Genomic DNA, 23421 nt, shown 5'->3' on the forward strand with positions numbered 1-23421 from the left:
CGCCGGGTGTCCTGGGGTATCACCACCGTGGGCCGTGCATCGCTGCGCGCAATCGTTCTTCCCGCAAGGCCTCGACCTCCGGCAGGGCCAGCGGCGATGGCGGGGTGCCGAGCACCCATTCCAGTAGCCGGTCGGCCAGCGCGGGGTTGCGCGCCAGCACCGGGCCGTGGAGGTAGGTCGCCAGTACCCGGCCGGTTCCCGCGCCCTCTGTGCCATCCCCGTTGCCGACGCCGGCGCGTACCGAGCCGAGCGGACAGCTGCCGGGGCCGACGAGCGTGCGGCCGAGGTGGTTCTCGAAGCCGGTGAGGGGCTGTGCCGTCAGCTCGGGTCTGACGTCGACGACGATTTCCCCCACCGCGCGCCCCCGCCCGGGAGACGTCACTACGTCGAGCAGACCAAGCCCACGATGGGAGACGTTGTCGGGCGTCGTGAAGTTCATGCCGAGGACCTGAAGTCCGGCGCAGACGCCGAACACCACGGCACCTCGCGTGACCGCCCGCTGCAGTCCGGGATGCTCGTGCAGGTGCGCCGTCGCAAGAGCTTGAGCATCGTCTTCGCCGCCGCCCAGCAAGTACAGGTCGAGCGAGCACGGCACCGCCTCGCCGTGGCGGGTCTCCGTCACGCTCGCGGCGATGCCCCGCCACTGCAATCGCCGCCGCAGCACTTGGGCGTTGCCGCCGTCGCTGTAGGTGCCGAGGATGTCGGGCAGCAGCACCCCGATACGGACGGCTGACTCAGTCATCGCCGAGCTGCTGCCGGAGATCACGGAAAGCCGTGTAGTTCGCGACGAGCTCGACCGGGCCGGGCGGCAGCAGTGAGGCGACCGCCGCGAGCGGACGGGGGCAGAGCGTGTGCCGCACCTCGGCGTAAGTGAGGCGCACGGCCAGATCGGTCGCCCGTTCACCGGCGGCCACGACCTGCCGTCCACGCAGCTGCTCGAACCGCACGTCCCACAACCACGACATGTCCCGCCCGTCGGCCTCACCGCTGTTCACCGCGATCACGACCGGCGACCGGGAGTCGAGCAGCGGCAGTGTTTCCTCCCAGCAGGCCGGGTTCTTCGCCAGCATCACCCGCACACTGCGCCCGGACACCCAAGCCTGGCGGTAGCGGCCGGCGACGTCGGCGATCGGACGCAGTCGCGCGACGGCGACCTCCGGCGAGACACCGAGCCGAGCGGCGGTGGCCACCGCGATCGCGGCGTTCGCGGCGTTGGCGCGGCCCGGCAGGCGGAGGCCGAGCGTGATCTTCGAGCCCCCGATGGTTTCCACGGCATCACCGGTCAGAGTCCACAGCGGATCCGGCCGGGTAAGACCACACGCACAGTGCCAGCAGGTGTTGTGCCTGACCACGGCTCGGCCGCATCGGGCGCAGGCCACGGCGTCGGCGTGCCACCGCTGTCCCGCGCCGACCCACACGGGGTGAGCGGAGCCAAGGGCGGCCGAGGTGACCAGTGGGTCGTCGCAGTTGGCGACCACGGTCGTGTCCGGCAATGCCGCGGCGACCGCCCGCAACGCCCGTTCGGTCGTCCGAACCTCGCCGACCCGGTCCAGCTGGTCTCGGCTGAGGTTGAGCAGCACGAGGCAGGCCGGGTGCACCTGCGCGGCGACGGCGGGCACGTAGGTCTCGTCGACTTCGAGGACCGCCAGGGGGGCGCGATGTTTGTCCACCAGGGCGGCGACTACCCCGTCGGTCATGTTCGCGCCGTCGCTGTTCGTGGCGACCTGGCCCAGCGTCTCCAGGATCCGGCTGAGCATGAGCGCGGTGGTGGTCTTGCCGTTGGTGCCGGTCACCAGCACCACTGTCCGACCGCCGCCGATCCGGCTCAGCACGCGAGGATCCAGTGTGAGTGCGATCCGCCCGCCGATGACGCCGCCGTTGCCGAGACCCATTCCCCGCGAGATCGCCGCGCCGAGCCGCCCGGCCGCGACCGCCAGCCGCGTTCGCGCCGGGAGCCGGCGCGGCACGGGCGGCAGGACGGCTTGCTTGCCGACGACGCACGGTGAATCGGGGCTCACGCACAGCCTCCTTCGCGCTTGGTCGGGCAAATAACCGTCACCCCTCGTCGCCTGGCCGTGCGAGGGCGCTGAGAGCGCGGTGACGACGGCACGTCCGGTGCGAACCGGCGGCGCGTTCCGTTGGCCCATCCGGGACTGAGAGTACGTCGGACCGCATCAGTGCGCGCTCAAGAAAGGTCGACAGAACGCTGTCTCGTTATCCCTTTTTGTCCGTTTCGGCCACCGACTTGCCGCCGTCTGCCAACCCGCAATCGTCCTCAACGCAGTGAATCACCGGGACCGCAGCATTTTCAGACCTGCTCCAGCTGTACCCGGCCCAGACGCGGCGGGCAGATGTCGTGCCGCACCCGTAGATGTCCGGGCCACCGGCCGCATTCGTCGCCACGACGGCCGGCCTGAGCGAGCCGTGCTCAACGAACGCCGCAGGTCGCCCGTGATCGGTCGCGCGGAACCGGTTCGGACGGCGGACCACCGCAACAGACCTGGCTCGGCAGCACGGCCACAGGGAAACGCTCGGCTGGGAGTCCCAGCCGAGCGTTGCGCCACTGTCGGTCGACACCGAACGAAGTCCGGCCTCGCTGAAACCCCTCCGCAGGTCAGGACGCGACCGCGCACTGTCCGCGATCGGCCCTCACCGGGCCTTCGCTCGTCGGGCGCACGTCGAAATCGAAGATCTCCGTGGGCACGTAGAGCGTGCAACACGCGTTGGGGATGTCCACGATGCCGCTGATCCGGCCCTCGATGGGCGCCGAGCCGAGCAGCAGGTAGGCCTGTTCACCAGTGAATCCCCACTTCTTGAAGTACTCCACCGCGTTCAGGGCCGCATTGCGGTAGGCCATGGTGGCGTCGAGGTAGAGGTTCTCGTCGGTCTCCCGGTCCACCGAAATGCCCACGAACGACAGGAACTCGGAATACCGGGGTTCGACGTTTCCCGGCATGAACACCGGATTCGTGGTGATGCCGTACTTCTCCATGCCGCCTTTGATGAGGTCGACGTGGAAGTCGATGTACCCGCCCATCTCGATGGCGCCACAGAAGGTGATCTCGCCGTCGCCCTGGCTGAAGTGCAGATCTCCGCCGGAGAACTTGGCGTCGTCGACGTAGACCGGGTAGAAGACCCGCGATCCCCGGGTGAAGTTCTTGATGTCGTGGTTCCCACCGTTCTCCCGGGCCGGCACCGTGCGGGCGCCCTCGCTGGCGATGTGCTCCGCGGTCGACCTGTCGGCCGTTCCGGCGAGCGTCCCGTCGAGCAACGGCGGCAGGCCCAGCGGCGGTACGCGGTCGGGCTCGCGGGCGACCAGCGCCCGCTCCCTGCGGTTCCACCGCTGGAGCAGCTCGGCCGACGGCGCGGTGCCGAACAGGCCGGGGTGGGTGATTCCGGTGTACCGGATGCCCGGCAGGTGGCGCGAGGTGGCCTGCTGACCGTGGAAGTCCCAGATCGCCTTGTAGGCGTCGGGGAAGTAGTCGGTCAGGAACCCGCCGCCGTTGGCCTTGGCGAACACCCCGGTGTAGCCCCAGCCCTGCCCCGGCGCGTCGCCCGTCTCCTGCGGAACCGGGCCGAGGTCGAGGATGTCGACGACGAGCAGGTCACCGGGCTGGGCGCCCTCGACGCCGATGGGACCGCTGAGCATGTGGCAGCGCGACAGGTCGACGTCCCGCACGTCGTTGGCCGAGTCGTTGTTGCCGAGCTGGGCGTCGGTCCATTCCCGGCACTCCACGCGGAACTCCTGCCCGGGACGGACCATCGCGGCGACCGGTACATCCGGGTGCCACCGGTTGTGGCCCGGCACCGCCTGGTCGCGCATGGATTTCGTCTGGTCGACACTGAACACTACTTCTGGCATGCGAATTCTCCTCTGTTTGCGGGCCTTTGATCTGGCTCGCCCGCCGTTCTCGGGTCAGTACCTGTGAACCTCCTGGTCATATCGGCGACGTTCGACAGAAAAACCGACGCCTGAATTTACGAAAAAATTGAGTTCGTCGACGATGTGAAATTCTGAAAAAAGACCTTCGCTGTTCGGCGATCCGTACCCACGCCCCGAGGCAGGCATCGACGACTCCGGCCGGCGCTGATCGCCACTGCGGTTGCGGTCGCCACATCGACTGCTTGCGGGCTACTTTCCGTGACGGCCCGGGCGGACTCACGAGGACGTTCGGTCACTCCCGAGACCAGGACGGCACTGGCCCGACGCCGCATCTTGAACGGGATCGCGCTGTACGCAGCGTATTCGCAGGTCGCGCAGGGATGTCAAGGGCAACGAAAAACCACGCACCGGCTTGACTTAAGGTATATCGTTTCGTTATCTTGCCTCGTCCTGCACCGGCTGCCCCTTACGGGCGTCGAAGCAATGCTGATCAAGAAATCGGTGGAGCGTCGTGGAAGCGAAGTCCGACGACGACGGCTCGATGGAGTTCGTCGTCCTCACTGCGTGGGAATGCGCCAGCTGCGAGGTCGCCGGGCGGACTCCGCCGGGGAAGGCGGTCGAGTGCTGGAGTTGCGGCGGCTCGGTCGTGATCACCGCACGGCCCAGCATCCGGCGCTTGGCCGGGTAGCCGCACGCGGCCCCACCTGCGGTTTCCTCCGCGACCCAGGAGGCGCTGTCCGTCGCCCGAGGACCCGAGTTGACTGGCCTTCCGGACCGTCTTACGGTGCCGAAAGGCAGAGTTTACTTTCTGTAGCTCAAAGCCGTCCGGATCCACAGTCAAGCGGGCTGGGAGGGCGCGCATGACGACCTACGAGCCACGAGATGTGCGACCGCGGATCGCGGCGCTGACCGAGCGCCTGCGGGCGGCGCTGGGTCCTGATTCGGTCATCGACGATCACCAGCGGCTGCGTACCTACGAGTGCGACGGCCTCGCGCACTACAAGGTCACTCCCGCGCTCGCCGTGCTCGCTCGGGACAGTGCCGCCGTCGTGGAGACCGTGCGTGCCTGCGCCGAGGCCGAGGTGCCGTTCGTCGCGCGCGGATCCGGCACGGGCCTCTCCGGTGGTGCGCTGCCGCGCGCCGACGGGGTCCTCATCGTCACCTCGCGGATGCGGCACATCATCGAGATCGACCGGGAGAACCAGCGTGCGGTGGTCGAGCCAGGGGTGATCAACCTGGACGTTTCCCGGGCCGCCAAGCCCGAGGGCTACTACTACGCGCCGGATCCCTCGAGCCAGCAGGTGTGCTCGATCGGCGGCAACGTCGCGGAGAACTCGGGTGGCGCGCACTGCCTGAAGTACGGTTTCACCACCAACCACGTCACTGGCATCACCTTCGTGACCGCGGACGGCGAAGCCGTGCGGCTCGGCGGCAAGGCGCCGGATCCGACCGGGTACGACCTGCTCGGGGCCATCGTGGGTTCGGAAGGCACGCTCGGCATCGCCACCGAGGTGACGGTGCGGCTCACCCGGCTGCCGGAAGCGGTCCGCACGTTGCTCGCGGCCTTCCCGAGCACCGACGACGCCGGCGCGGCCGTTTCGGAGATCATCGGCGCCGGAGTCGTGCCCGCGGCGATCGAGATGATGGACGCGCTGGCGATCGAGGCGGCCGAAGCCGCCGTGCACTGTGACTACCCCGGTGGTGCGGGTGCGGTGCTGATCGTCGAGCTGGACGGACCGGCCGACGAGGTCGAGCGGCAGTTCGAGGAGGTCGAGCGGCACTGCCGCACGCACCGGGCCTTCGAGATCCGCATCGCGAAGGACGACGTGGAGCGCGCGTTGTTCTGGAAGGGGCGCAAGTCGGCGTTCGCCGCCGTCGGGAGGATCAGTCCCGACTACATCGTCCAGGACGGTGTCATCCCGCGCACCGCGTTGCCCGAGGTGCTGCACCGGATGACGGAGCTCTCGCGCAGCAGCGGCGTCCGGGTCGCCAACGTCTTCCACGCCGGGGACGGCAACCTGCACCCGCTGGTGCTGTTCGACGACGCGGTGCCCGGCGAAGCCGAGCGCGCCGAGGAGGTTTCGGGGGCGATCCTCGACCTCTGCATCGAGTACGGCGGATCGATCACCGGCGAGCACGGCGTCGGGTCGGACAAGGCGAAGTTCATGCCGCGGATGTTCACCGAGGCGGACCTCGACACGATGCAGCTGGTGCGCTGCGCCTTCGATCCGGCCGGACTGGCCAATCCCGGCAAGGTGTTCCCGACGCCGCGCTTGTGCGGTGAGGTGCCAGGCCGGCACAAGGGCGCGCATCCCTTGCAGGAAGCCGGAATCGCCGAGGTCTTCTGATGAGCGGGCCCGATCCGGCGGCGCTGGACGCGCTGTGCGCGGCGACCGCGAAGCACGCCCGGCCCGCGGCGGCGGGTGACGAGGTCGACGGCATCGCGCCGGCGTTGGTCGCGGCACCGGGCAGCACCGCGGAAGCGGCGGACGTCCTGCGGATCGCCGCTGACTACGGGCTCGCCGTCGTCGTCCGGGGCTCGGGGACGAAACTCGGCTGGGGGCAGCGGCCCGCGAAGGCCGACCTGATCGTGGACACCGGCCGCATGGACCGCGTCGTCGAGCACCGCTCCGGCGACCTTGTCGTTCACGTGGACGCGGGCCTCCGCCTCGCGACGCTGCAGGACCGCCTCTCCCCCGCGGGTCAGCGGCTGGCCGCGGATCCCGTGGTGCCGCCTGGCGCGGCCGACGCCGGAACGGTCGGCGGGCTCATCGCGACCGCCGCTTCCGGCCCGCTGCGCTTCTCCCACGGTGCGGTGCGCGACCTGCTCATCGGCATCACGGTCGTCCGAGCCGACGGTGTGGTGGCGAAGGCCGGCGGAAAGGTCGTGAAGAACGTCGCGGGTTACGACCTGGGCAAGCTGTTCGCCGGTTCCTGGGGAACGCTCGGCCTGGTCACCGAGGCGGTGTTCCGGCTGCACCCGCGACCGGCGCTGGCCCGCTGGGTCGTGGTGCCGGTGGACTCGACAGGCGTCGCGTACGAGCGTCTGCGGCGGGTGCTGCACGCCCAGCTCGTGCCGAACGCGGTCGAACTCGACCGGCCTGCCGGCGCGACGGGGACGCTCGCGGTGCTCGTCGAGGGCATTCCGCAGGGAGTCGCCGGCCGGGTCGAGAAGTTCCTCGAACTGCTCGGGGCCGGCGCCGAACCGCGCGAAGCCGCGCCGCAGTGGTGGGGCCGAGCCCCGTGGCAGCGAGGCGACGTGGCCCTGCGCCTCACGCACCGGATCACCGGCCTGCCGGCTTTGCTGAACGCGCTCGACGAGCAGGCGCGGCGTCACGGTGTACCGGTCTCGGCCCGTGGTTCGGCCGGCGTCGGTCTCCTGTACGCCGCGGTGCCGGGCGCCGTCGAGCCCGCCGTGATCGCCGAGCTGGTCCAGGTCTTGCGAGACCGGTCGGCCACCTGGGGTGGGGACGTCGTCGTGCTGGACGCTCCGCCTGCGGTCAAGGCGGCTCTCGACCCGTGGGGACCGGTGCGAGGAGTGAGCCTGATGCGCCGGGTGAAGGACCAGTTCGACCCCGAACACCGGCTCGCTCCCGGTCGCTTCGCCGGAGGGATCTAGATGTCCGAACCTGCCTTCGATGACCACCACCCGCCGTCGGCGGCGCTCGTCGGTGACTGCGTGCACTGCGGGTTCTGCCTGCCGACCTGCCCCACGTACACGTTGTGGGGCGAGGAGATGGACTCTCCACGCGGGCGGATCTACCTGATGGAAATGGGCCTCGGCGGCGAGCCGATGACACCGGAGATGGTGCAGCATTTCGACGCCTGCCTCGGCTGTATGGCCTGTGTGACCGCGTGTCCGTCCGGGGTGCAGTACGACAAGCTCATCGAAGCCACCCGTGCGCAGGTGGAGCGGCGTCACCACCGCCCCGCGCGCGACCGGCTGATGCGCCGCGCGATCTTCAGCGTCTTCCCGTACGCCAAGCGGTTGCACGCCTTGCGCGGTCCGCTGCGGGCCTATCAGGCCACCGGCCTCAGCCGCTGGTTGCGGCGTGGCCGCTTGCTGCGCAGGACTTTCCCGGCGCTGGCTGCGCTGGAGTCGCTGGCACCCGAGCTCGAGCCGTTCGAGCAGGTGCCGGAACAGTCTTCTGCCCAGGGTGCGAAGCGAGGCACCGTCGGCATGCTCCTGGGCTGCGTGCAGCGGGAGTTCTTCCCCGGCGTCAACGCGGCGACCGCCCGCGTGCTGACCGCAGAGGGCTTCGACGTGATCGCGCCCGCCGGGCAGGGGTGCTGCGGTGCGCTGAGTGTCCACAATGGCCGGGAGGAGGAGGCGCAGTCCTTCGCCCGCAAGCTGATCGACACCTTCGCGGCGGGGGGGGTCGAGCAGGTCGTGGTCAACGCCGCCGGCTGTGGTTCGGCGATGAAGGAGTACGCGGACCTCCTCGCCGACGACCCCGTCTACGCCGAGCGCGCGCGAGGATTCGCCGAGGGCGTCCGCGACATCACGGAATTCCTCGTGGAGCGGGGAACGGTGGCCACCCGCCACCCTCTGCCGGTCATGATCGCGTACCACGACGCCTGCCACCTCGGGCACGCGCAGGCGATCCGCACGCAGCCCCGCGCGCTCTTGCGGGACATCCCGGAGCTTCTGCTGCGGGAGATCGCCGAAGCCGAACTGTGCTGTGGTTCCGCGGGGATCTACAACATCCTGCAGCCCGAGGCCGCGGGGGAACTCGGGGACCGCAAGGCGCGCAACGTTCTCGCCACCGGCGCACCCCTGCTGGTGACGGCCAACCCGGGCTGCCTGATGCAGCTGGCCGCGTCCGCCGAGCGCCTCGGCGCGCAGCTGAAGGTCGCGCACACCGTCGAGGTCCTCGATGCCTCGATCCGTGGCCTGGCAGCGGACGCGGTCGGGAGGTCCCGCTCCGGGGCGTAAGCCGGCAAATCCCAGGTTGTCGTCCTCAACGATGAGGTGACACATGTACCAGCAGATTCTCGACCCCGTCGCGGGTTCGCTCGCTTGGTCGTCGCTCGTGGCGGCTGTCCCGCTCATCGTGCTGTTCGTCCTGCTCGGCATCCTCCGGATGACGGCGTGGCTCGCGGCACTGATCTCACTCGCGGTCGCGCTCGGGGTGGCGATCTTCGTCTACCCGATGCCGGCAGGCCCGGCGTTCCTGGCGGCGGCCGAAGGTGCCGCGTTCGGGTTCTTCCCCATCCTGTGGATCGTCATCAACGCGATCTGGATCTACAACATGACGGTCCACACCGGACACTTCGACGTGCTGCGCCGCTCGTTCTCGCGGGTCAGCGACGACCAGCGGATCCAGGGCGTGATCGTCGCGTTCTCGTTCGGTGCGCTGCTCGAAGCGTTGGCCGGGTTCGGCACCCCGGTCGCCATCACCAGCGTCATGCTGATCGCGCTGGGCTTCCGGCCGTTGAAGGCCGCGGTCGTCGCACTCGTCGCCAACACCGCACCCGTCGCCTTCGGCGCGCTCGCGGTGCCGATCACCACGCTGGCCACCGTCACCGGCCTGCCGCTGCACGACCTGTCCGCGATGGTCGGACGCCAGACCCCGCTGCTGGGGTTCGTCGTCCCGCTCGCGCTCGTGTTCATCATCGACGGCACCCGCGGGGTCCGCCAGACCTGGCCCGTGGCGCTCGTCTGCGGCGTGGTCTTCGCCGTCGCGCAGTTCGCGATCTCGAACTACGTGAGCGCACCGCTCACCGACATCGTCGCGTCGCTGCTGAGCGCCGGCGCAGTCGTGCTGTTCCTGCGGTTCTGGCGGCCGGTCGAGGGGTTCACCGAGACCGGCGGACCTGAGGTCACCCGCACCGGCGCGGGCGCGGACGGGCGCGCGGAGGCGGCGGCGACCTCGACCGCCACGATCGACCGGCAGGCGCCCCGGGCGGGCCGCGACGGTCCACCGAGCGGAAGCGGCGACGGTGACACCGAAGCCGGCCGCCGCGACAGCGGCGCCGAGGTGTTCCGCGCCTACTCGCCCTACCTGATCATCATCGTGGTGTTCGGGCTCGCGCAGATCCCGGCGATCCAGCACGCGCTCACCAGCGTCACGCGCACCTTCGCCTGGCCAGGCCTGCACATCACATCCGCGAGCGGGAAGGTGTCAACGCTGCCGATGTTCAAGTTCGACTGGCTCGCCGCGGCCGGCACGCTGCTCATCATCGCCGGGCTGCTCACCATTCCCGTGATCCGGATCCGGCCCGCGACCGCGCTGCACATCTACTTCGCCACGTATCGCCAGCTCGCTCCCGCAATCGTGACCGTGATGGCCGTGCTCGCGCTCGCCTACGTCATGAACGCGAGCGGGCAGACCACGACACTCGGCACCTGGATGGCCGGTGCCGGCGGGATCTTCGCGCTCATTTCGCCGATCCTGGGCTGGCTGGGCGTCGCCGTGACCGGCTCGGACACGTCGTCGAACTCGTTGTTCGGCGCGCTGCAGGTGGTTGCCGCACAGAAGGCCGAGCTGAGCGCCACCCTGCTCGCCGCCGCGAACTCGTCCGGCGGGGTGCTCGGCAAGATGATCAGCCCGCAGAACCTCGCCATCGCCGCGGCGGCGGTGGGTATGTCCGGGCGGGAGGGCGATCTCTTCCGCAGGGTGTTCCTCTGGAGCGTGCTCTTCCTCGCGGTGATGTGCGTGCTCGTCTACCTGCAGTCCACCGCTGTGCTCTCGTGGATGGTGCCCTGAACCTGATGACGCCGGGAGTGCTCGATCGGCACGGACGACAATCGCGTGAACCGTTCGACGGGGCACTCCTCCCGCTCAGTGGGCAGGTGCAGCCGGTCGTCACAAAGATCTTCTGTTGAGAATCCGTCGCGGTTAGCGTGAGCCAGGTTACTAGTTCCGAGTTCGTGCCGATGTCGCCGCTGCCGGCTGCCACGACGCGCCGGAACGAGAGCGTTCGACCGACAATTTGGGGGTTTCCATGCCGCGCCCGTACGCCAGCGGAGTCGTCGCAGCGCCTGTCGAAAAGGTCTGGGCCCAGGTCCGCGCATTCGGCGACGTGTCCGCCTTCCTGCCGGCAGTCGGCCACAGTGAGATCGCCGACGGCGTCGACGGGCAGGTCGGAGCCGTCCGGAGGCTGACCCTCGATGCGGGTGGTGACCCCTTCGACGAACGGCTGCTCGTCCTCGACGACCCTGGTCGCACGCTCACCTACGCGTTCACCGGGGCGAATCCGTTCGGCGTGCGCCGCTACGTTTCGACGGTCCGGGTCAGCCCGGTCACCGACACCGGCGAGTCCTTCGTCGAGTGGTGGGCCGAGTACGACGCCGACGCTGGTCAAGAGGAAGAGCTCGACCGCACCTTCGCCCAGGACGTGTACGGCAGCGGCATCGCCGGGCTACGGAAGCTGCTCGCCTGACCGGACGGGGCAGGTCGCGGGCGTAGACAGGTTCGCCCCGCTATCTCACCTCAGTTCGATGGCGGGCACGATCGCCGGCCCGGAGCCCCTTTTCGATACCGATCAAGGAACGGAGTCGCTCACATGGCTTTCCCCGGCCTGCAGCACGTCGCGATCACGGTTTCGGACCTCGAGCGCAGCACCGAGTGGTACAGCCGCCTGTTCGATGCCGAACCCGTACTCGACGAGGACGAAGAAGGCGGCGAGTTCCACCACACGGTCTTCGCCCTCGACGGCGGAATGCTCTTCGGTCTGCACACCCACCCTGGCCGTGAGTCGAAGGACCGCTTCGTCGAGACGCGCACCGGCCTCGACCACGTGGGCTTCGCACTCTCTGGCCTCGCGGAGCTCGAGCAGTGGCGCGATCGCCTCGACGAGCTCGCCATCACCCACGGTGGCATCAAGAAGGCGCATTACGGCTCGGGCGTCTCCTTCCGCGACCCCGACAACATCGCTCTCGAGTTCTTCATCGCACCGGGGACATGACCATCGATCCCTGCCGGCTCGTTCGTCCTGTCTCGCCGTAGTCGGAAACGCGGAATTGTCGGTCGCGACGCGCGCTGGATCGACCTGGCTGGGTACTTGCCGTTTGGCGCGGAGTCGACGGACGAGGTCACTGGTTCGATCGCAGTATCGCGCACCAGCTAAAATCGCAGGTCAGAAGCCCCGTCCCTCCTCGGAGGGTCGGGGCTTCAGCCGTCAGATGGCGATGATCCGGCGATGGCCCCAGCCGCGCCCGCCACTCCCCCGCCCCGGGCTCGTCAAGCTCGATCCCGTCGCACGCCGGCCGCCAGAACCAAATCCGGAAGATCGACCGCTGGCAGGGATGTGCCTCCGGCGTCGACAAGACGAAGGGGCACCGGCGGCTGTCCATCAGCTCCGCGCTCGAATGAAACCTTTCAACAGGGCGACTTAACCAGGGTTTCCCGGGGTTGTCAACGGCGGACAATTCCGAGTTCACGGTGGCCGGTGATTCCGTTCCGCGTGACGCGAACTCCACTTCCCGGATTCCTGCGGGTGTCGCAGGCTCACGGCGAAGAATCCCGCGCTTCCCCGCCGCATCCTGAACCGATTCCGCCATGCGAAGGCGATGTTTGACGCTTGACAACGATCACGGGGAAGCTGGAAACTGGAGTGGCTCGAATTGAAACGTTTAAATGATTCGAACCCTCAACGGAGAGGCCAGCGAGTGCGCACAGCACCATCGCGGGTGTACCGCACCGGCCGGAAGGAGCGCCGGCTTGCTGTCGCGGACGCCTGGTCGCAGGCGCCGTTGCGTGACGGCATCGAGCCCGCCGGGCGACCCTCACCCGCATGTCATCGATGGACGATCGATGTCCGCGACCAGATTCGCGGGCACTGCGCAGCGCGGCTGGCGACGCACTGTCGGCGCCGGATCCGCTCACGCCGGCTCTCGAGGCCATCACCATAGGGAAGAGCCCTCCGCCCGCCGGCGCGGCTACGCGCGCGGGTGACCAGGCCGTCGATGGTGGCGTGCCCATGCCCTGGTCAACGCGACCAGGTCCACCCCCATCGCCGGCAACTGCTTCCAGCCGTACCGCATCGCAACATTCCGAGATCCATTCACTGAAGCAAGATCCGTTCCCCGCCTGCCCCAGGAGGACTGATGGAAGACAGCAAGCCCGGCTTCGACCGGAGAGATTTCCTCAAGATCAGCGGTGGTGTCGGCATGGCGCTGGCGCTCTCCGGTGTGGTCGGTGCCGGCTCCGCCGCGGCTTCGTCGTCGTCGAGTGTCGCCGACAAGTTCATCAAGGCCCAGCACGCGCTGCTGGACGACCCGGAGGGCAAGTACCGGCCGGGCACGCGGTGGTGGCTGGCCGAAGGGCTGCACACCGACGCGACCATCAAGGCCGACATGAAGACCCTCCACGACATGGGCATCGGCTCGGTCGAGATCGTCTGCATGCCCGAGCCCAATGTGGACAGTGACCTGAGCGACACGGTCTTCGTCAGCAACACCACGGGAATGACCCCGCAGCAGATCTACAGCTGGGGCTCTGATGAGTGGAAGAACGACACGAAGCTCATCATCCAAGAGGCCAACAGGTACGGCATGGGCTTCTCCATGACCAGCGGCACCCACTGGGCGAACGCGAACCTGCCGATCGCGAACCTGAAGTTCGACGACGACGGCGCCGGCAAGGCACTGGGCTACGCCATCCAGACCACCACCGGCGGCACCGCGTTCAGCGGCACGCTGAAGCGCTCGGTGATGACGGTGGCCGGAACCGTGCGGCAGGACCTGATCTCCGTGGTCGCGGTCCAGCGAGCAGCTGGCAACACCGGCTCGGTCACCGCCGACGGCAGCATCTCCGGCACCATGAGCTACACCGACACGTCGGTCGTGCTGACCGGCAAAGTCACCCTCAACGGCACCCCGGTCACGCCGAGCACGATGAAGGACCTCACCGGCAAGGCGAGCTATTCCCTGAACTGGACGCCGGCGGCAGGCACGGGAACGTGGGACATCTACGCGTTCTGGATGCAAGCGACCGGCCAGGCGCCGACACCTTCGTCCACGACGAACGTGACCATCAACTACATCGACCCAGCCGGCATGCAGGACTTCATCAACTACTACCGCAACCACGTCTTCAACGACCGTGAGCTGAAGAATGCCATCGTCGACAACGGCCGCGGCGAGATGTACATGGACTCGCTGGAAATCTCGACCAGCAACTCCAACGGCGGCGAATTCTGGGGCTCCTCCCTCATGAGCGAGTTCCAGAAGCGCCGCGGGTACAGCCTCGAACCATACCTGCCGTACGTCATCAGGAAGGACGGCAGGGCGGGCTTGACCTCATTCCTGGTCGTCGGAGCCGACCAGGTCGCGGTGGACAAGGTTCGCAACGACTTCTTCGAGACGATCACCGACATGTACACCGACAATGTTCTCAAGCCGCTCCGGGCCTACCTGAACAACGACATGAACATGAAGCTGCGGGCCGAGATCTCCTACAACGTGGGTTATGAGATCACCACGCCGGCCCAAGGGGTGGACTATGTAGAGACCGAAAATCTTGATTTCGGGAACCAGGTGGATTCGCAGCGGACGCTGGCGGGCGCGGCCCACACTCACGGGTTGCGGTACTCCAGTGAGACCGGGGCGATCAGTGGCGAAAACTACACCTGGGGCCAGGACCGGTTCATGCAGATCATCAACACCCAGTTCGCCTCCGGCGTCAGCCACACCGTATTCCACGGCTACGCGAGCATTTCCGGCGCCGACTCCCACGACCCTTCGAACCCCTGGGACGGCACCTACTGGCCGGGCCACGAAGGCATGTACGCCCGGTACTCGGAGCGGTGGGGGCCGCGCCAGCCGGAGTCCACGCAGTACACCGACTACATGCCGATGATCGCCCGCACCCAGGCCGTGCTGCAACAGGGCAAGCCGCAAATGGACCTGGCGGTGGTGCGCACCGACTACGCCTTCAACAGCGACCACCCCCACCCCGACTTCATGCGGCACCGGAGGGCCAACTACTTCAAGGACCTCGAACTGCAGGACAACGGGTACACCTACGAATACTTCGCACCCGAGATCCTTGAGAACAAGAGCGTCAAGTACAGCAAGACCGACGGTCTGATTCCCGAAAACGTCGGCTACCAGGCCGTCGTCATCTACCAGGACTCGATCCGGCTGAAAAGCGCCCAGGCGATCTACGATCTGGCCCGGCAAGGTCTGCCTGTTGTCATCGTCAACGGTCTGGTCGAGACGTTGAGCGCGACCAGGAACTACTTGAACGCCAAGGCGGCGGTCCACACCCTCGGCAACGACGGTACCGACGCCGACCTGGCGAAGGTGATGGCCCGGCTGAAGAAGCTCGCGAACGTCAGGGAGGTCAACGCGAACGTCCCCCAGAGCGCGACCACCCCCGACCCGAACGCCGAGGACTACGAAGAGAAGTACTACTACGGCAAAACCGGGGTCTACGACGCCCTGAAGCGACTCGGAGCGCGGCCACGCGCCGAATACGCCAAGCCGAACCAGACCGTGCTCACGGCCATGCGCAGGACCAAGGACACGCTGTACCTGTGGGCCTACAACTACATGGAGAAGCGCGGTGACTACTTCAACAATCCGATCGATTCGGAGACCGTGACGACGACCATCAGTGTCGACGCGATCGGCAAGCCCTACCACATCAACACCTGGTCGAGCCGCGTTGAGGCGCTTGCCCTGTACAACTCCTCCGGCGGACGCACCTCGTTCGACGTGACTCTCGCGCCCGGCGAGACCACGGTGATCGCCATAGACCTGAAAACCAAGGCCGCCGCGCCCCTGCGCAACACCAACGCCCCACAGGGCGTCGTGACCGCCGACGGCGTGGCCATCCTCGCCACCGACTCGGGCACCTACACCGCCAAGCTGGCCGACGGCTCCACCGTGACCAAGAAGATCTCCGTACCGGCCAACATCAACCTGACGAACGCGCAGTGGAACCTGGTCCTCAACAGCTGGACACCGGGCGAGAAGAAGACCTTGACCGAGGCACGCCAGGGCTACACCACCAAAGAGGTGTACTTCACCACGAAGAAGTCCGACATCAACGTGGGCACGACCCAGCTCATCCCCTGGAAGGACATGACGTTCACGGCGCAGAATCCGGCGTCGGTATCCGGTGTCGGCACCTACAGCACCACGTTCCGCTTGCCCAGTTCGTGGAATGCCTCGAACGGTGCCTACCTGAACATCGGCTCCACGGGTGGCGCCCTGGCCCAAGTCTGGGTCAACGGCAAGAAGATCACCGGCTACGACTTCATCACCGGGCGCATCGACGTCAGCTCCGCGCTGAAGGCGGGCACCAACGCGATCAAGATCGAGGTATCGAGTTCGCTGCGCAACCAGATGAGGGCCTTGGGCTACCCCAACCTGCCCGCCGCCAACACCGTCGCCGGTGCCGTGGCGTCCTACGGCCTGCAAGGCAACGTCTCACTCGAGACCTTCACCATCGCAGTCGTCGAACACCCGGGTCACCCACACCAGGCCGGGCAGTGATCTTCCCGCCGCCCTGATCGCCACAACCACGGGGATGGTCCCGCCGTTCACCAACGGCGGGACCATCCCCGTACCGTCGACGTCGCACTCGACAAGTCTGCCGATCCGTCCGCGACCTCGAGCCGATTCACGCCGGCGGCCACACCGGGTTCACCGCATCAGGTGCAATCCGTCCACAATGTCCACGGGTCAGGAAATCGTGGTCGTCCGGCTGAGCGACTCCCACGTGGTGACGTCGGCTAGCAGTGCCTCGTTGTGCTGGCGCAGGCCGTCGATCGCGTCTTCACCGAGGAGGAAATGCAGCGGCGGGTTCTCGGACTCGAGGACCTTCACGATCGCCGCGGCGCCCTTGACCGGATCGTTCGGTTCCTGGCCCACGACGTTCTTGACCATCTGCCGCAGTGCGCCCGAGGTCGCGTGGTAGGCGGGGTTCTCGGGGGTCCACTGCAGACTGGTGCTGAACTGGGTGCGGAACATTCCCGGTTCCACCACCATGACCCGGATGCCGAGAGGGGTCAGTTCGAGCGACAGCGCCTCGCCCAGAGACTTGAGCGCGTGCTTGGTGGCGTTGTAGCCGCTCAGGCCCGGGAAGGTAATCAGGCCGCCGATGGAGCTCATGACCACGATCGTGCCGTTCCCCTGCTCGCGCATCACGGGGAGGACGGCCTGGGTCAGCTGCACAGCACCGAAGTAGTTGACGTCGAACATGCTGCGCAAGTACTCGACCGGGGTTTCCTCGACGGCACCGATCACGCTGACCCCGGCGTTGTTCACCAGCACGTCGATGCGGCCGAACACGGCCAGCGTCGCGTCGACCGCGGCGCGGATGGACGCCGGGTCCGTGACATCCATCGCCGCGGTGCTGACCCGGTCGCCTCCGACCTCCGCGAGGTCCGCGAGGGTCTCGGGGCGGCGCGCTGTCGCCATCACGCGGTCGCCGGCGGCCAGCGCGGCCCGCACGAGCTCGCGGCCGAAGCCGCTGGAGCAGCCGGAGATCAGCCAGACGCGGCCCGGTGTTTCGTTCGTCATTCCCATGCCTCTCACGTTCGTGTTTACCGAGGTCAATGGTCGTCTCGAGAGCTCGGTGCCGTCCAACACCGGTTACCTGTCGTGGTTGTAGGATTTTCCTGTGAGCCCTGATCTACGGCAGCTGAGGTACTTCGTCGCCGTCGCCGAGGAGTCCAGCTACACGCGGGCGGCCGAGCAGCTCCTGATCAGTCAGCAGTCGTTGTCGCAGCAGATCACCTTGCTGGAGCGCATGCTGGGCGCCAAGCTCTTCGACCGCGACACCCGTGGCACCAGTCTGACCGCGATCGGCGCGCTGTTCCTCCCCGAGGCCCGTGCGGTGCTCGCCCGGGCGGACGAAGCGTTCGATCTGGTGGCCCGGGCCACGCGCGGCGAAGTCGGCAGTCTGCGCCTCGCGTTCCTCGCGACCACGACGAACTACCTGCTGCCGCCGGTGGTGCGCGCGGTCCGGCAACGGCTGCCCGGGCTCCGGCTGACGACAGAGGAGACGACGATCGCCCCGCTGGTCGACGGGTTGCAAAAAGGACGCTACGACGTCGCGTTCACGCGACCACCGCTCGTGGTCGGTCTGGAATCCCGGACACTCGTGGTCGAACCGGTGTGCGCCGTCCTGCCCGAAGATCACCCGCTCGCCGACCGCCCCGAACTGACGCTCTCCGAGCTGGCCGGCGAGCGCTGGGTCCTGACCCCGCGCAGCTCGTGGGAGCCGTGGCACCAGGCGTTCGACAGCTCCTTCCAGGCCGCCGGATTCACCCCTGACGTGGTCCACCGGGACGCCAGCGTGCAGGCGCTGCTCGGGTTCGTCGCGGCCGGAACCGGGATCACGCGGCTCGCCCAGTCGGCCAGCAGCCTGCGTCGCTCCGGTGTGGTGTTCGTGCCGATCGCCGGAGAGTTCGTCTCCACCGAGATGGTCTGGCTGGCGGGCAACGACTCCGCCGCACTGCACGCACTGCTCGACGTCGTCACCGACGTCGCCGCCTCGACCGACTTCGCCGAGGCCGGCTGACCCGCGGGCACCATCGGTCAGGCGGCGGCCCGTTCTCGGATCTCCACCGCCTTCTCGAGCATCTGCCCTGTGCTGGTGAACCAGTCCTGCAGGTTCAGGTCCACGATGAGCTCGTCCGCGCCGGCCTCTTCGGCCGTGTGGATGTCTTCCAGGATCTGATCGAGCGTGCCGACGAACGCCGATCGGTCGGATCCGGCCGGACGGTCGGTGAAGGTGACGTTCCCCACCACGACCAGCTCCATCCGGCTCGTGTCCCGGCCGTACCCGGCAGCCATTTCCCGGATGCGGTCCCAGTTCTCGCGCAATGCCGCGGCTCCGGCCGGCCCGGGTGTGGTGAGCAGCGGCAGCCAGCCGTCCGCACGTTTCGCGATGCGCTCCAGGGCCGTGGAACTGGAGCTGCGACCCAGATTGCTGGCACCGCCGGCGAGCATAACGGGGATTTTCGAAGCAGGCTTGGGCAGGACCGAGGCCTTGTCGATGACGACGCGCGGACTCCGGATGGTCACCGGGTCCGGGCCCCACACGGCATCGAAGACGTCCAGCGTCTCGTCGAGGAACCGGCCGCGATCCGCTCGGGTGGCGCCCGTGGCCCGGAGCACGTCGCTGGACCAGCCGGCGCCCATGCCCGCGATGACGCGGCCGCCGCTGATCTGGTCGACCGTGGCCAACGCCTTCGCCAGCGGGACGGGGGTGTGGAGGGCCGCGATCAGAACGGCCGTACCGAGGCGCACCCGCTCGGTCACCACCGCCGCGGCCGTGAGAACCGCCAGGGGGTCGGCGGTCTGCCGCCCGCTTTCCGGCCACGGCACGTTCGGCGGCGCATACGGTTCGATGGGCGTCTCCGGGAACAGCAACTGTTCATAGGTCCACAAGCTCGCGTATCCGGCCGCTTCCGCCGTTCTGGCCGCTTCGACCACGTCGTGTTGCAGATCCACTCCCAGTCGCTGGGGCAGGCGAAGTCCGAGTTTCATTCGAAACCTCCAAGGTAGCGGTGGTTGTTGTGGCGATCCCTACCGCAAGTCTCAACACTCACATCAATGTGAAGGTCAAGGTAGTCTGGAGCACATGAGAATCGGAGAACTAGCGGAGCGCACCGGCGTATCCCGTCGGCTACTGCGCTACTACGAGGAGCAGGGACTGCTCGCGCCCAACCGCTCCCTCAACGGTTACCGTGAGTACGGCGAGCCGCACGTGGACGTCGTGCAGCAGATCAAGGGACTGCTCGACGCCGGCCTCCCGACCCGCATCATCCAGCAGCTCCTGCCGTGCCTGGACAAGCCGCGCACCATCTACGCGCCGTTCGTGACGCCCGAGATGATCGTCACACTTCAACACGAGCAAGCCCGGCTGTCCGAACGCATCGAATTCCTGACCCGCAACCGAGACGCCATCGCCGACTACCTCGGCACCGTTCTCACCGTCAGCGAACGCCGGGAACAGGACCACGTTCTGAACTGACGAGCGTCGGGAACAGAAGGCGCGACCTTGAAAAGTTTCCCGCTCGATCGACGGCTCATGTCAGGCGATGGCCGCATAGGCGCTCACGTGCTCGATGCGCATCCGCACGAGCAGCATGCCGGGAACACTGTTGCGTTCGCCGAACTCGCGCGCACGGTCCTCGCCCATGTATCGCGCCGCGATGCTGGTCGCCCAGGTGCGCAACTCTCCGGGGTCCTCGGAGATGTCCGTGTGTCCCCACAGGACAGCGTGGGAGTAGGGAGCCACCTCGTCGTCGACGCAGACCGCGGCCCGTCCGTCGCGGATGAGGTCGTGGGCTTTCACCGTCACGTTCTCCGTGGTGAACACGAGATCATCGCCGTCAAGGAGGAACCACACGGGTGCGATGTGCGGGGCACCGTCCGCGCGCACGGTGGCCACCTTGCCCGTGCGGGTGCCTTCCGCGATGAAGGCTTTCCACTCGTTCTCTTCCATTTCGGTCATGCCGGCCAGCATCCGTCCGCGCTGCGGCAGACGCAATGCTGCCACCGCGTTTCAATGGCCCTGACCTGCGAAAACGCGTGATGTGGAGCATTCGGCGCGAGTGGGCCGCTCACGGCTGACGTCGGGCGGAACGGCGGAGTCCACAATAGACTGTGGCAACGCGGATGCGGGAGTGGACACCCTGTCCTGCAAGCCACGCCGTTGATTCATCACCGGCAGTCAGCGTGCCGGCCCGGGCACCACAATTACCTCGGGGATCGTCCCACGCGACCCATCGCGCCATAAACTGGTCCTCCGCGGCAGCGCCACGTCGACGTGGGTCAGCCGCGGATCTGGTGGACGGAGGCGATCAGGTGCTGCTGGGCCGGCACCGAGAGTGCGCAACGCTCGACAGGCTCGTCGGAGCCGTCCGGGCGGGGCAGGGCCGTGCACTGCTGCTGGTCGGCGAACCCGGTGCGGGCAAGACCGCGCTGCTGCGGTACGCCGCCGCTCACGCCGCGGAGTGCCGGGTGTTGCGCACGGCCGGCGTCGAGGCCGAGATGGAACTGCCGTTCGCCGGGCTGCACCAGCTGTGCGTGCCCCTGCTGGACAAGCTGGACACGCTGCCGGCACCGCAGCGTCAGGCGCTGAGCACTGCCTTCGGCCTGACCGCGGGTTCGGCGCCGGACCGGCTCCTCGTCGGGCTGGCCGTGCTGGGCCTGCTGGCCGACGCCGGGGCCGAGCGTCCGCTGGTGTGCCTGATCGACGACTTGCAGTGGCTCGATCACGCTTCAACTCATGCGTTGGCGATCGCGGCGCGCAGGCTGTTCGCCGAATCCGTGGGCTTGATCTTCGCGACGCGAGAACAGGTGCCGGCTGCCGTGTTGATCGGCGTCACCGAGCTGCCGGTCCTGGGTCTGCCCGCCGGGGATGCCCGGGCCCTGTTGCGGACGGCGCTGCCGGGGCCGGTCGACGAGCGCGTGGTGGAACAGATCGTCGCGGACGCCGGGGGAAATCCGCTGGCGTTGCTGGAGTTGCCGCGGAGCATGCCGCCCTCGGAACTCGCCGGCGGGTTCGGCCTGCCGGCCGCCCGGGATTCGCCGGGCCGGATCGAGGCGAGTTTCCAGGAGCGGGTCATGCGATTGCCGGAAGCGTCCCGGTGGCTTCTGCTGGTCGCGGCGGCCGACCCGCTCGGCGACGCGGTGCTGGTGTGGAGTGCCGCCGAACGGCTGGGTGTGGGGGTCGACGCGGCAGCCCCCGCGGTGTCGGCGGGCCTCGTCGAATTCGGCGCGCGGGTGGGGTTCCGGCACCCGCTCGTGCGCTCGGCGGTATACGACGGTGCCACGGAGCAGCAGCGGCAGCGTGCCCACCGGGCGCTCGCGGAGTGCACGAACCCCGAGTCCGATCCGGACCGCAGGGCGTGGCACCGGGCCCGGGCCGTCGCCGGGCCGGACGAGGAGGTCGCGGCCGAGCTGACCCGGTCGGCGACCCGTGCGCAGGCCCGAGGCGGCCTTCCCGCCGCGGCGGCGTTCCTGGCTCGTGCCGTCGAGCTGACCCGCGACCCGGTGAGCCGGGCGGAGCGGGCGCTCACCGCCGCGCGGGCGGCGTTCGACGCGGGCGCGCCCGAGATGGCGCTCGGCCTGCTGTCGGTGGCACAGGCGGGCCGCTTCGACGACCTGCGCCACGCGAAGGTCAACCTGCTCAGAGCCGAGGTGGCGTTCGCGGTCAGCCGGGGTGCGGAGGCGCCCATGCTGCTGCTCAAGACCGCTCAGCAGCTGGAGTCGTTCGACACGCGCCTGGCCAGAGACACCTATTTGCAGGCCCTGTCGGCAGCGCGGTTCGCGCTCCACCTCGCGGTCGGCGGCAACGTCGTGGAGGTGGCGGAAGCGGCCCGGCGCGCGCCCGCCCCGCCCGGCCCGCCCACCCCGGCCGACCTGCTCCTCGACGGCCTGGCCGCTCGCGACACCGGTGAGCTCGCGGCCGGCAGCGAACTGTTGAAACGGGCCCTGCGGGCGTTCTGCGACGAGGCCGACGCCGGCGTGGACGAGCTGAGCTGGCTCTGGCTGGCCGGCACTACCGCACCCGACCTGTGGGACTACCGGAGCTGGGAGCGGCTCGCGACGCACCACGTTGAGCGGGCCCGTGCGGCCGGGGCGCTCACCACGTTGCCGCTGGCCGTGACCTCGCGGGTGGCGGTGCACGTGGTCCTGGGCGAGCTGGCCGAGGCCGCCGCGCTGGTCGGTGAGATCGACGTGCTGGCCGAGGCGATCGGCGTCGGCCTCGCGCCTTACGGGGCGGTCATGCTCGCCGCTTGGCAGGGCCGCGAGGAAGAGACTTCGGCGATGGTCGCCGCCACCCGGGGCGAGGTGCTGGCTCGCGGTGAGGGCGCCGGGGCGCAGATCTACGCGTGGGCGGAGGCGCTGCTGGGCAACAGCGTGGGCCGCTACGCCGACGCGGTGGCCGCGACCGACCTCGCGGGGCAGGAACAGCTGCTGGTCGGAGCGGGCCTGTGGATGTTGGCCGAACGCGTCGAAGCGACGGCCCGGAACGGGCAGCCGGATAAAGCCGCCCGGGCGTTCCGACGGCTTTCGGCGCACACCAGGGTCAGTGGCACCGAATGGGCACTCGGCATCGAGGCCCGCTGCCGGGCACTGGTCACCGAAGGCTCGGTCGCCGAGGACAACTACGTGGAGTCCGTCGAACGGCTCGGCCGGACGCGCGTGCGTGGCGAACAGGCCAGAGCCCACCTGCTGTACGGCGAGTGGCTGCGCCGCAACCGGCGGCGGCGGGCCGCGCGCGAGCAGCTGCGGACCGCACACGGCCTGTTCACGGAGATGGGGATGGCCGCGTTCGCGCGCCGGGCGGAGCGGGAGCTGCGTCCGGGCGGGGAACTGCCGCGCCGGCCCGCTGTCGAAGGAAGTTCCGAGCTCACCGCGCAAGAAGTGCAGATCGCCTGGCTGGTGCGGGAAGGACTGTCGAATGCCGAGATCGGGACACGGCTGTTCCTCAGTCCGCGCACGGTGGAATGGCACCTGGGCAAGGTCTTCGGCAAGCTCGGCGTCACGTCGCGCAAACAGCTGCGCACGTGGGCGAAGCCGGCCCACCCCGGGCCCGACCGAGGCCGACCGGGGTGACTCC

17 protein-coding genes are annotated in these 23421 nt (G+C 68.5%); 11 read left to right on the forward strand and 6 right to left on the reverse strand.

All coding sequences use genetic code 11. The annotated features are described in order from the left end of the window. Positions 1-19: 19 nt before the first annotated feature. The 3 genes from AB0H62_RS17205 to fmdA all read right to left on the reverse strand — a co-directional run bounded on the left by AB0H62_RS17205 (position 20) and on the right by fmdA (position 3862). Positions 20-742: a glutamine amidotransferase gene (locus tag AB0H62_RS17205; RefSeq protein WP_220241677.1), complete on the reverse strand. Its 723-nt coding sequence runs from the start codon at positions 740-742 to the stop codon at positions 20-22. Next, entirely contained in the window at positions 735-2018 is a 1284-nt protein-coding gene (locus tag AB0H62_RS17210) for a MurT ligase domain-containing protein (RefSeq protein ID WP_255638149.1), read from the reverse strand. Before AB0H62_RS17210 ends, AB0H62_RS17205 begins: the two co-directional genes overlap by 8 nt. A 596-nt stretch (positions 2019-2614) precedes the next feature. Further along, complete coding sequence (gene fmdA / locus AB0H62_RS17215; protein WP_220241678.1) at positions 2615-3862, reverse strand: formamidase; 1248 nt, start codon at positions 3860-3862, stop codon at positions 2615-2617. A 532-nt stretch (positions 3863-4394) separates the two neighbouring features. Here fmdA and AB0H62_RS17220 point away from each other — a divergent pair. The 8 genes from AB0H62_RS17220 (at position 4395) to AB0H62_RS17255 (ending at position 16331) form a co-directional block, all read left to right on the forward strand. Next, positions 4395-4571 (forward strand): hypothetical protein, encoded by a 177-nt coding sequence (locus tag AB0H62_RS17220; protein ID WP_220241679.1) that lies wholly within the window; start codon positions 4395-4397, stop codon positions 4569-4571. 172 nt (positions 4572-4743) lie between these two features. Next, entirely contained in the window at positions 4744-6231 is a 1488-nt protein-coding gene (locus AB0H62_RS17225) for an FAD-linked oxidase C-terminal domain-containing protein (RefSeq protein WP_220241680.1), read from the forward strand. After that, positions 6231-7502, forward strand: a complete 1272-nt coding sequence (locus AB0H62_RS17230; RefSeq protein ID WP_220241681.1) for an FAD-binding oxidoreductase — start codon at positions 6231-6233, stop codon at positions 7500-7502. Before AB0H62_RS17225 ends, AB0H62_RS17230 begins: the two co-directional genes overlap by 1 nt. Continuing rightward, positions 7503-8819 (forward strand): heterodisulfide reductase-related iron-sulfur binding cluster, encoded by a 1317-nt coding sequence (locus tag AB0H62_RS17235; protein ID WP_360586814.1) that lies wholly within the window; start codon positions 7503-7505, stop codon positions 8817-8819. 43 nt (positions 8820-8862) lie between these two features. Further along, a complete protein-coding gene (locus AB0H62_RS17240) occupies positions 8863-10593 on the forward strand; it encodes an L-lactate permease (RefSeq protein ID WP_220241683.1) in 1731 nt (576 codons plus the stop codon). A gap of 238 nt (positions 10594-10831) precedes the next feature. Then, positions 10832-11269: an SRPBCC family protein gene (locus AB0H62_RS17245; RefSeq protein WP_220241684.1), complete on the forward strand. Its 438-nt coding sequence runs from the start codon at positions 10832-10834 to the stop codon at positions 11267-11269. A 123-nt stretch (positions 11270-11392) separates the two neighbouring features. Continuing rightward, positions 11393-11794, forward strand: coding sequence for a VOC family protein (locus AB0H62_RS17250; RefSeq protein ID WP_220241685.1), 402 nt, complete (start codon positions 11393-11395; stop codon positions 11792-11794). 1141 nt (positions 11795-12935) lie between these two features. Then, entirely contained in the window at positions 12936-16331 is a 3396-nt protein-coding gene (locus AB0H62_RS17255; protein ID WP_360586817.1) for a glycosyl hydrolase, read from the forward strand. A 189-nt stretch (positions 16332-16520) separates the two neighbouring features. Here AB0H62_RS17255 and AB0H62_RS17260 read toward each other — a convergent pair whose 3' ends face one another. Continuing rightward, entirely contained in the window at positions 16521-17360 is an 840-nt protein-coding gene (locus AB0H62_RS17260; RefSeq protein WP_220241687.1) for an oxidoreductase, read from the reverse strand. Positions 17361-17460: 100 nt separating this feature from the next. Between AB0H62_RS17260 and AB0H62_RS17265 the strand changes: the two genes are divergently transcribed. Further along, entirely contained in the window at positions 17461-18363 is a 903-nt protein-coding gene (locus tag AB0H62_RS17265; protein ID WP_360586819.1) for a LysR family transcriptional regulator, read from the forward strand. A gap of 17 nt (positions 18364-18380) precedes the next feature. Here AB0H62_RS17265 and AB0H62_RS17270 read toward each other — a convergent pair whose 3' ends face one another. Then, positions 18381-19280, reverse strand: a complete 900-nt coding sequence (locus AB0H62_RS17270; RefSeq protein WP_220241689.1) for a TIGR03619 family F420-dependent LLM class oxidoreductase — start codon at positions 19278-19280, stop codon at positions 18381-18383. A gap of 148 nt (positions 19281-19428) precedes the next feature. Between AB0H62_RS17270 and AB0H62_RS17275 the strand changes: the two genes are divergently transcribed. After that, positions 19429-19821 carry a MerR family transcriptional regulator gene (locus AB0H62_RS17275; RefSeq protein ID WP_220241690.1) on the forward strand — a complete coding sequence of 131 codons (393 nt, stop codon included), beginning with the start codon at positions 19429-19431 and terminating at the stop codon, positions 19819-19821. 60 nt (positions 19822-19881) lie between these two features. Here the strand turns inward: AB0H62_RS17275 and AB0H62_RS17280 are convergent, their stop codons facing one another. Next, on the reverse strand, positions 19882-20304 hold the full coding sequence (locus AB0H62_RS17280) for a PPOX class F420-dependent oxidoreductase (protein WP_220241691.1): 423 nt from the start codon (positions 20302-20304) through the stop codon (positions 19882-19884). A 335-nt stretch (positions 20305-20639) separates the two neighbouring features. Between AB0H62_RS17280 and AB0H62_RS17285 the strand changes: the two genes are divergently transcribed. Further along, complete coding sequence (locus AB0H62_RS17285; RefSeq protein WP_360586822.1) at positions 20640-23417, forward strand: AAA family ATPase; 2778 nt, start codon at positions 20640-20642, stop codon at positions 23415-23417. Positions 23418-23421: the final 4 nt, after the last annotated feature.

Source organism: Amycolatopsis sp. NPDC050768 (assembly GCF_040654155.1).
Classification (GTDB): Bacteria; Actinomycetota; Actinomycetes; order Mycobacteriales; family Pseudonocardiaceae; genus Amycolatopsis.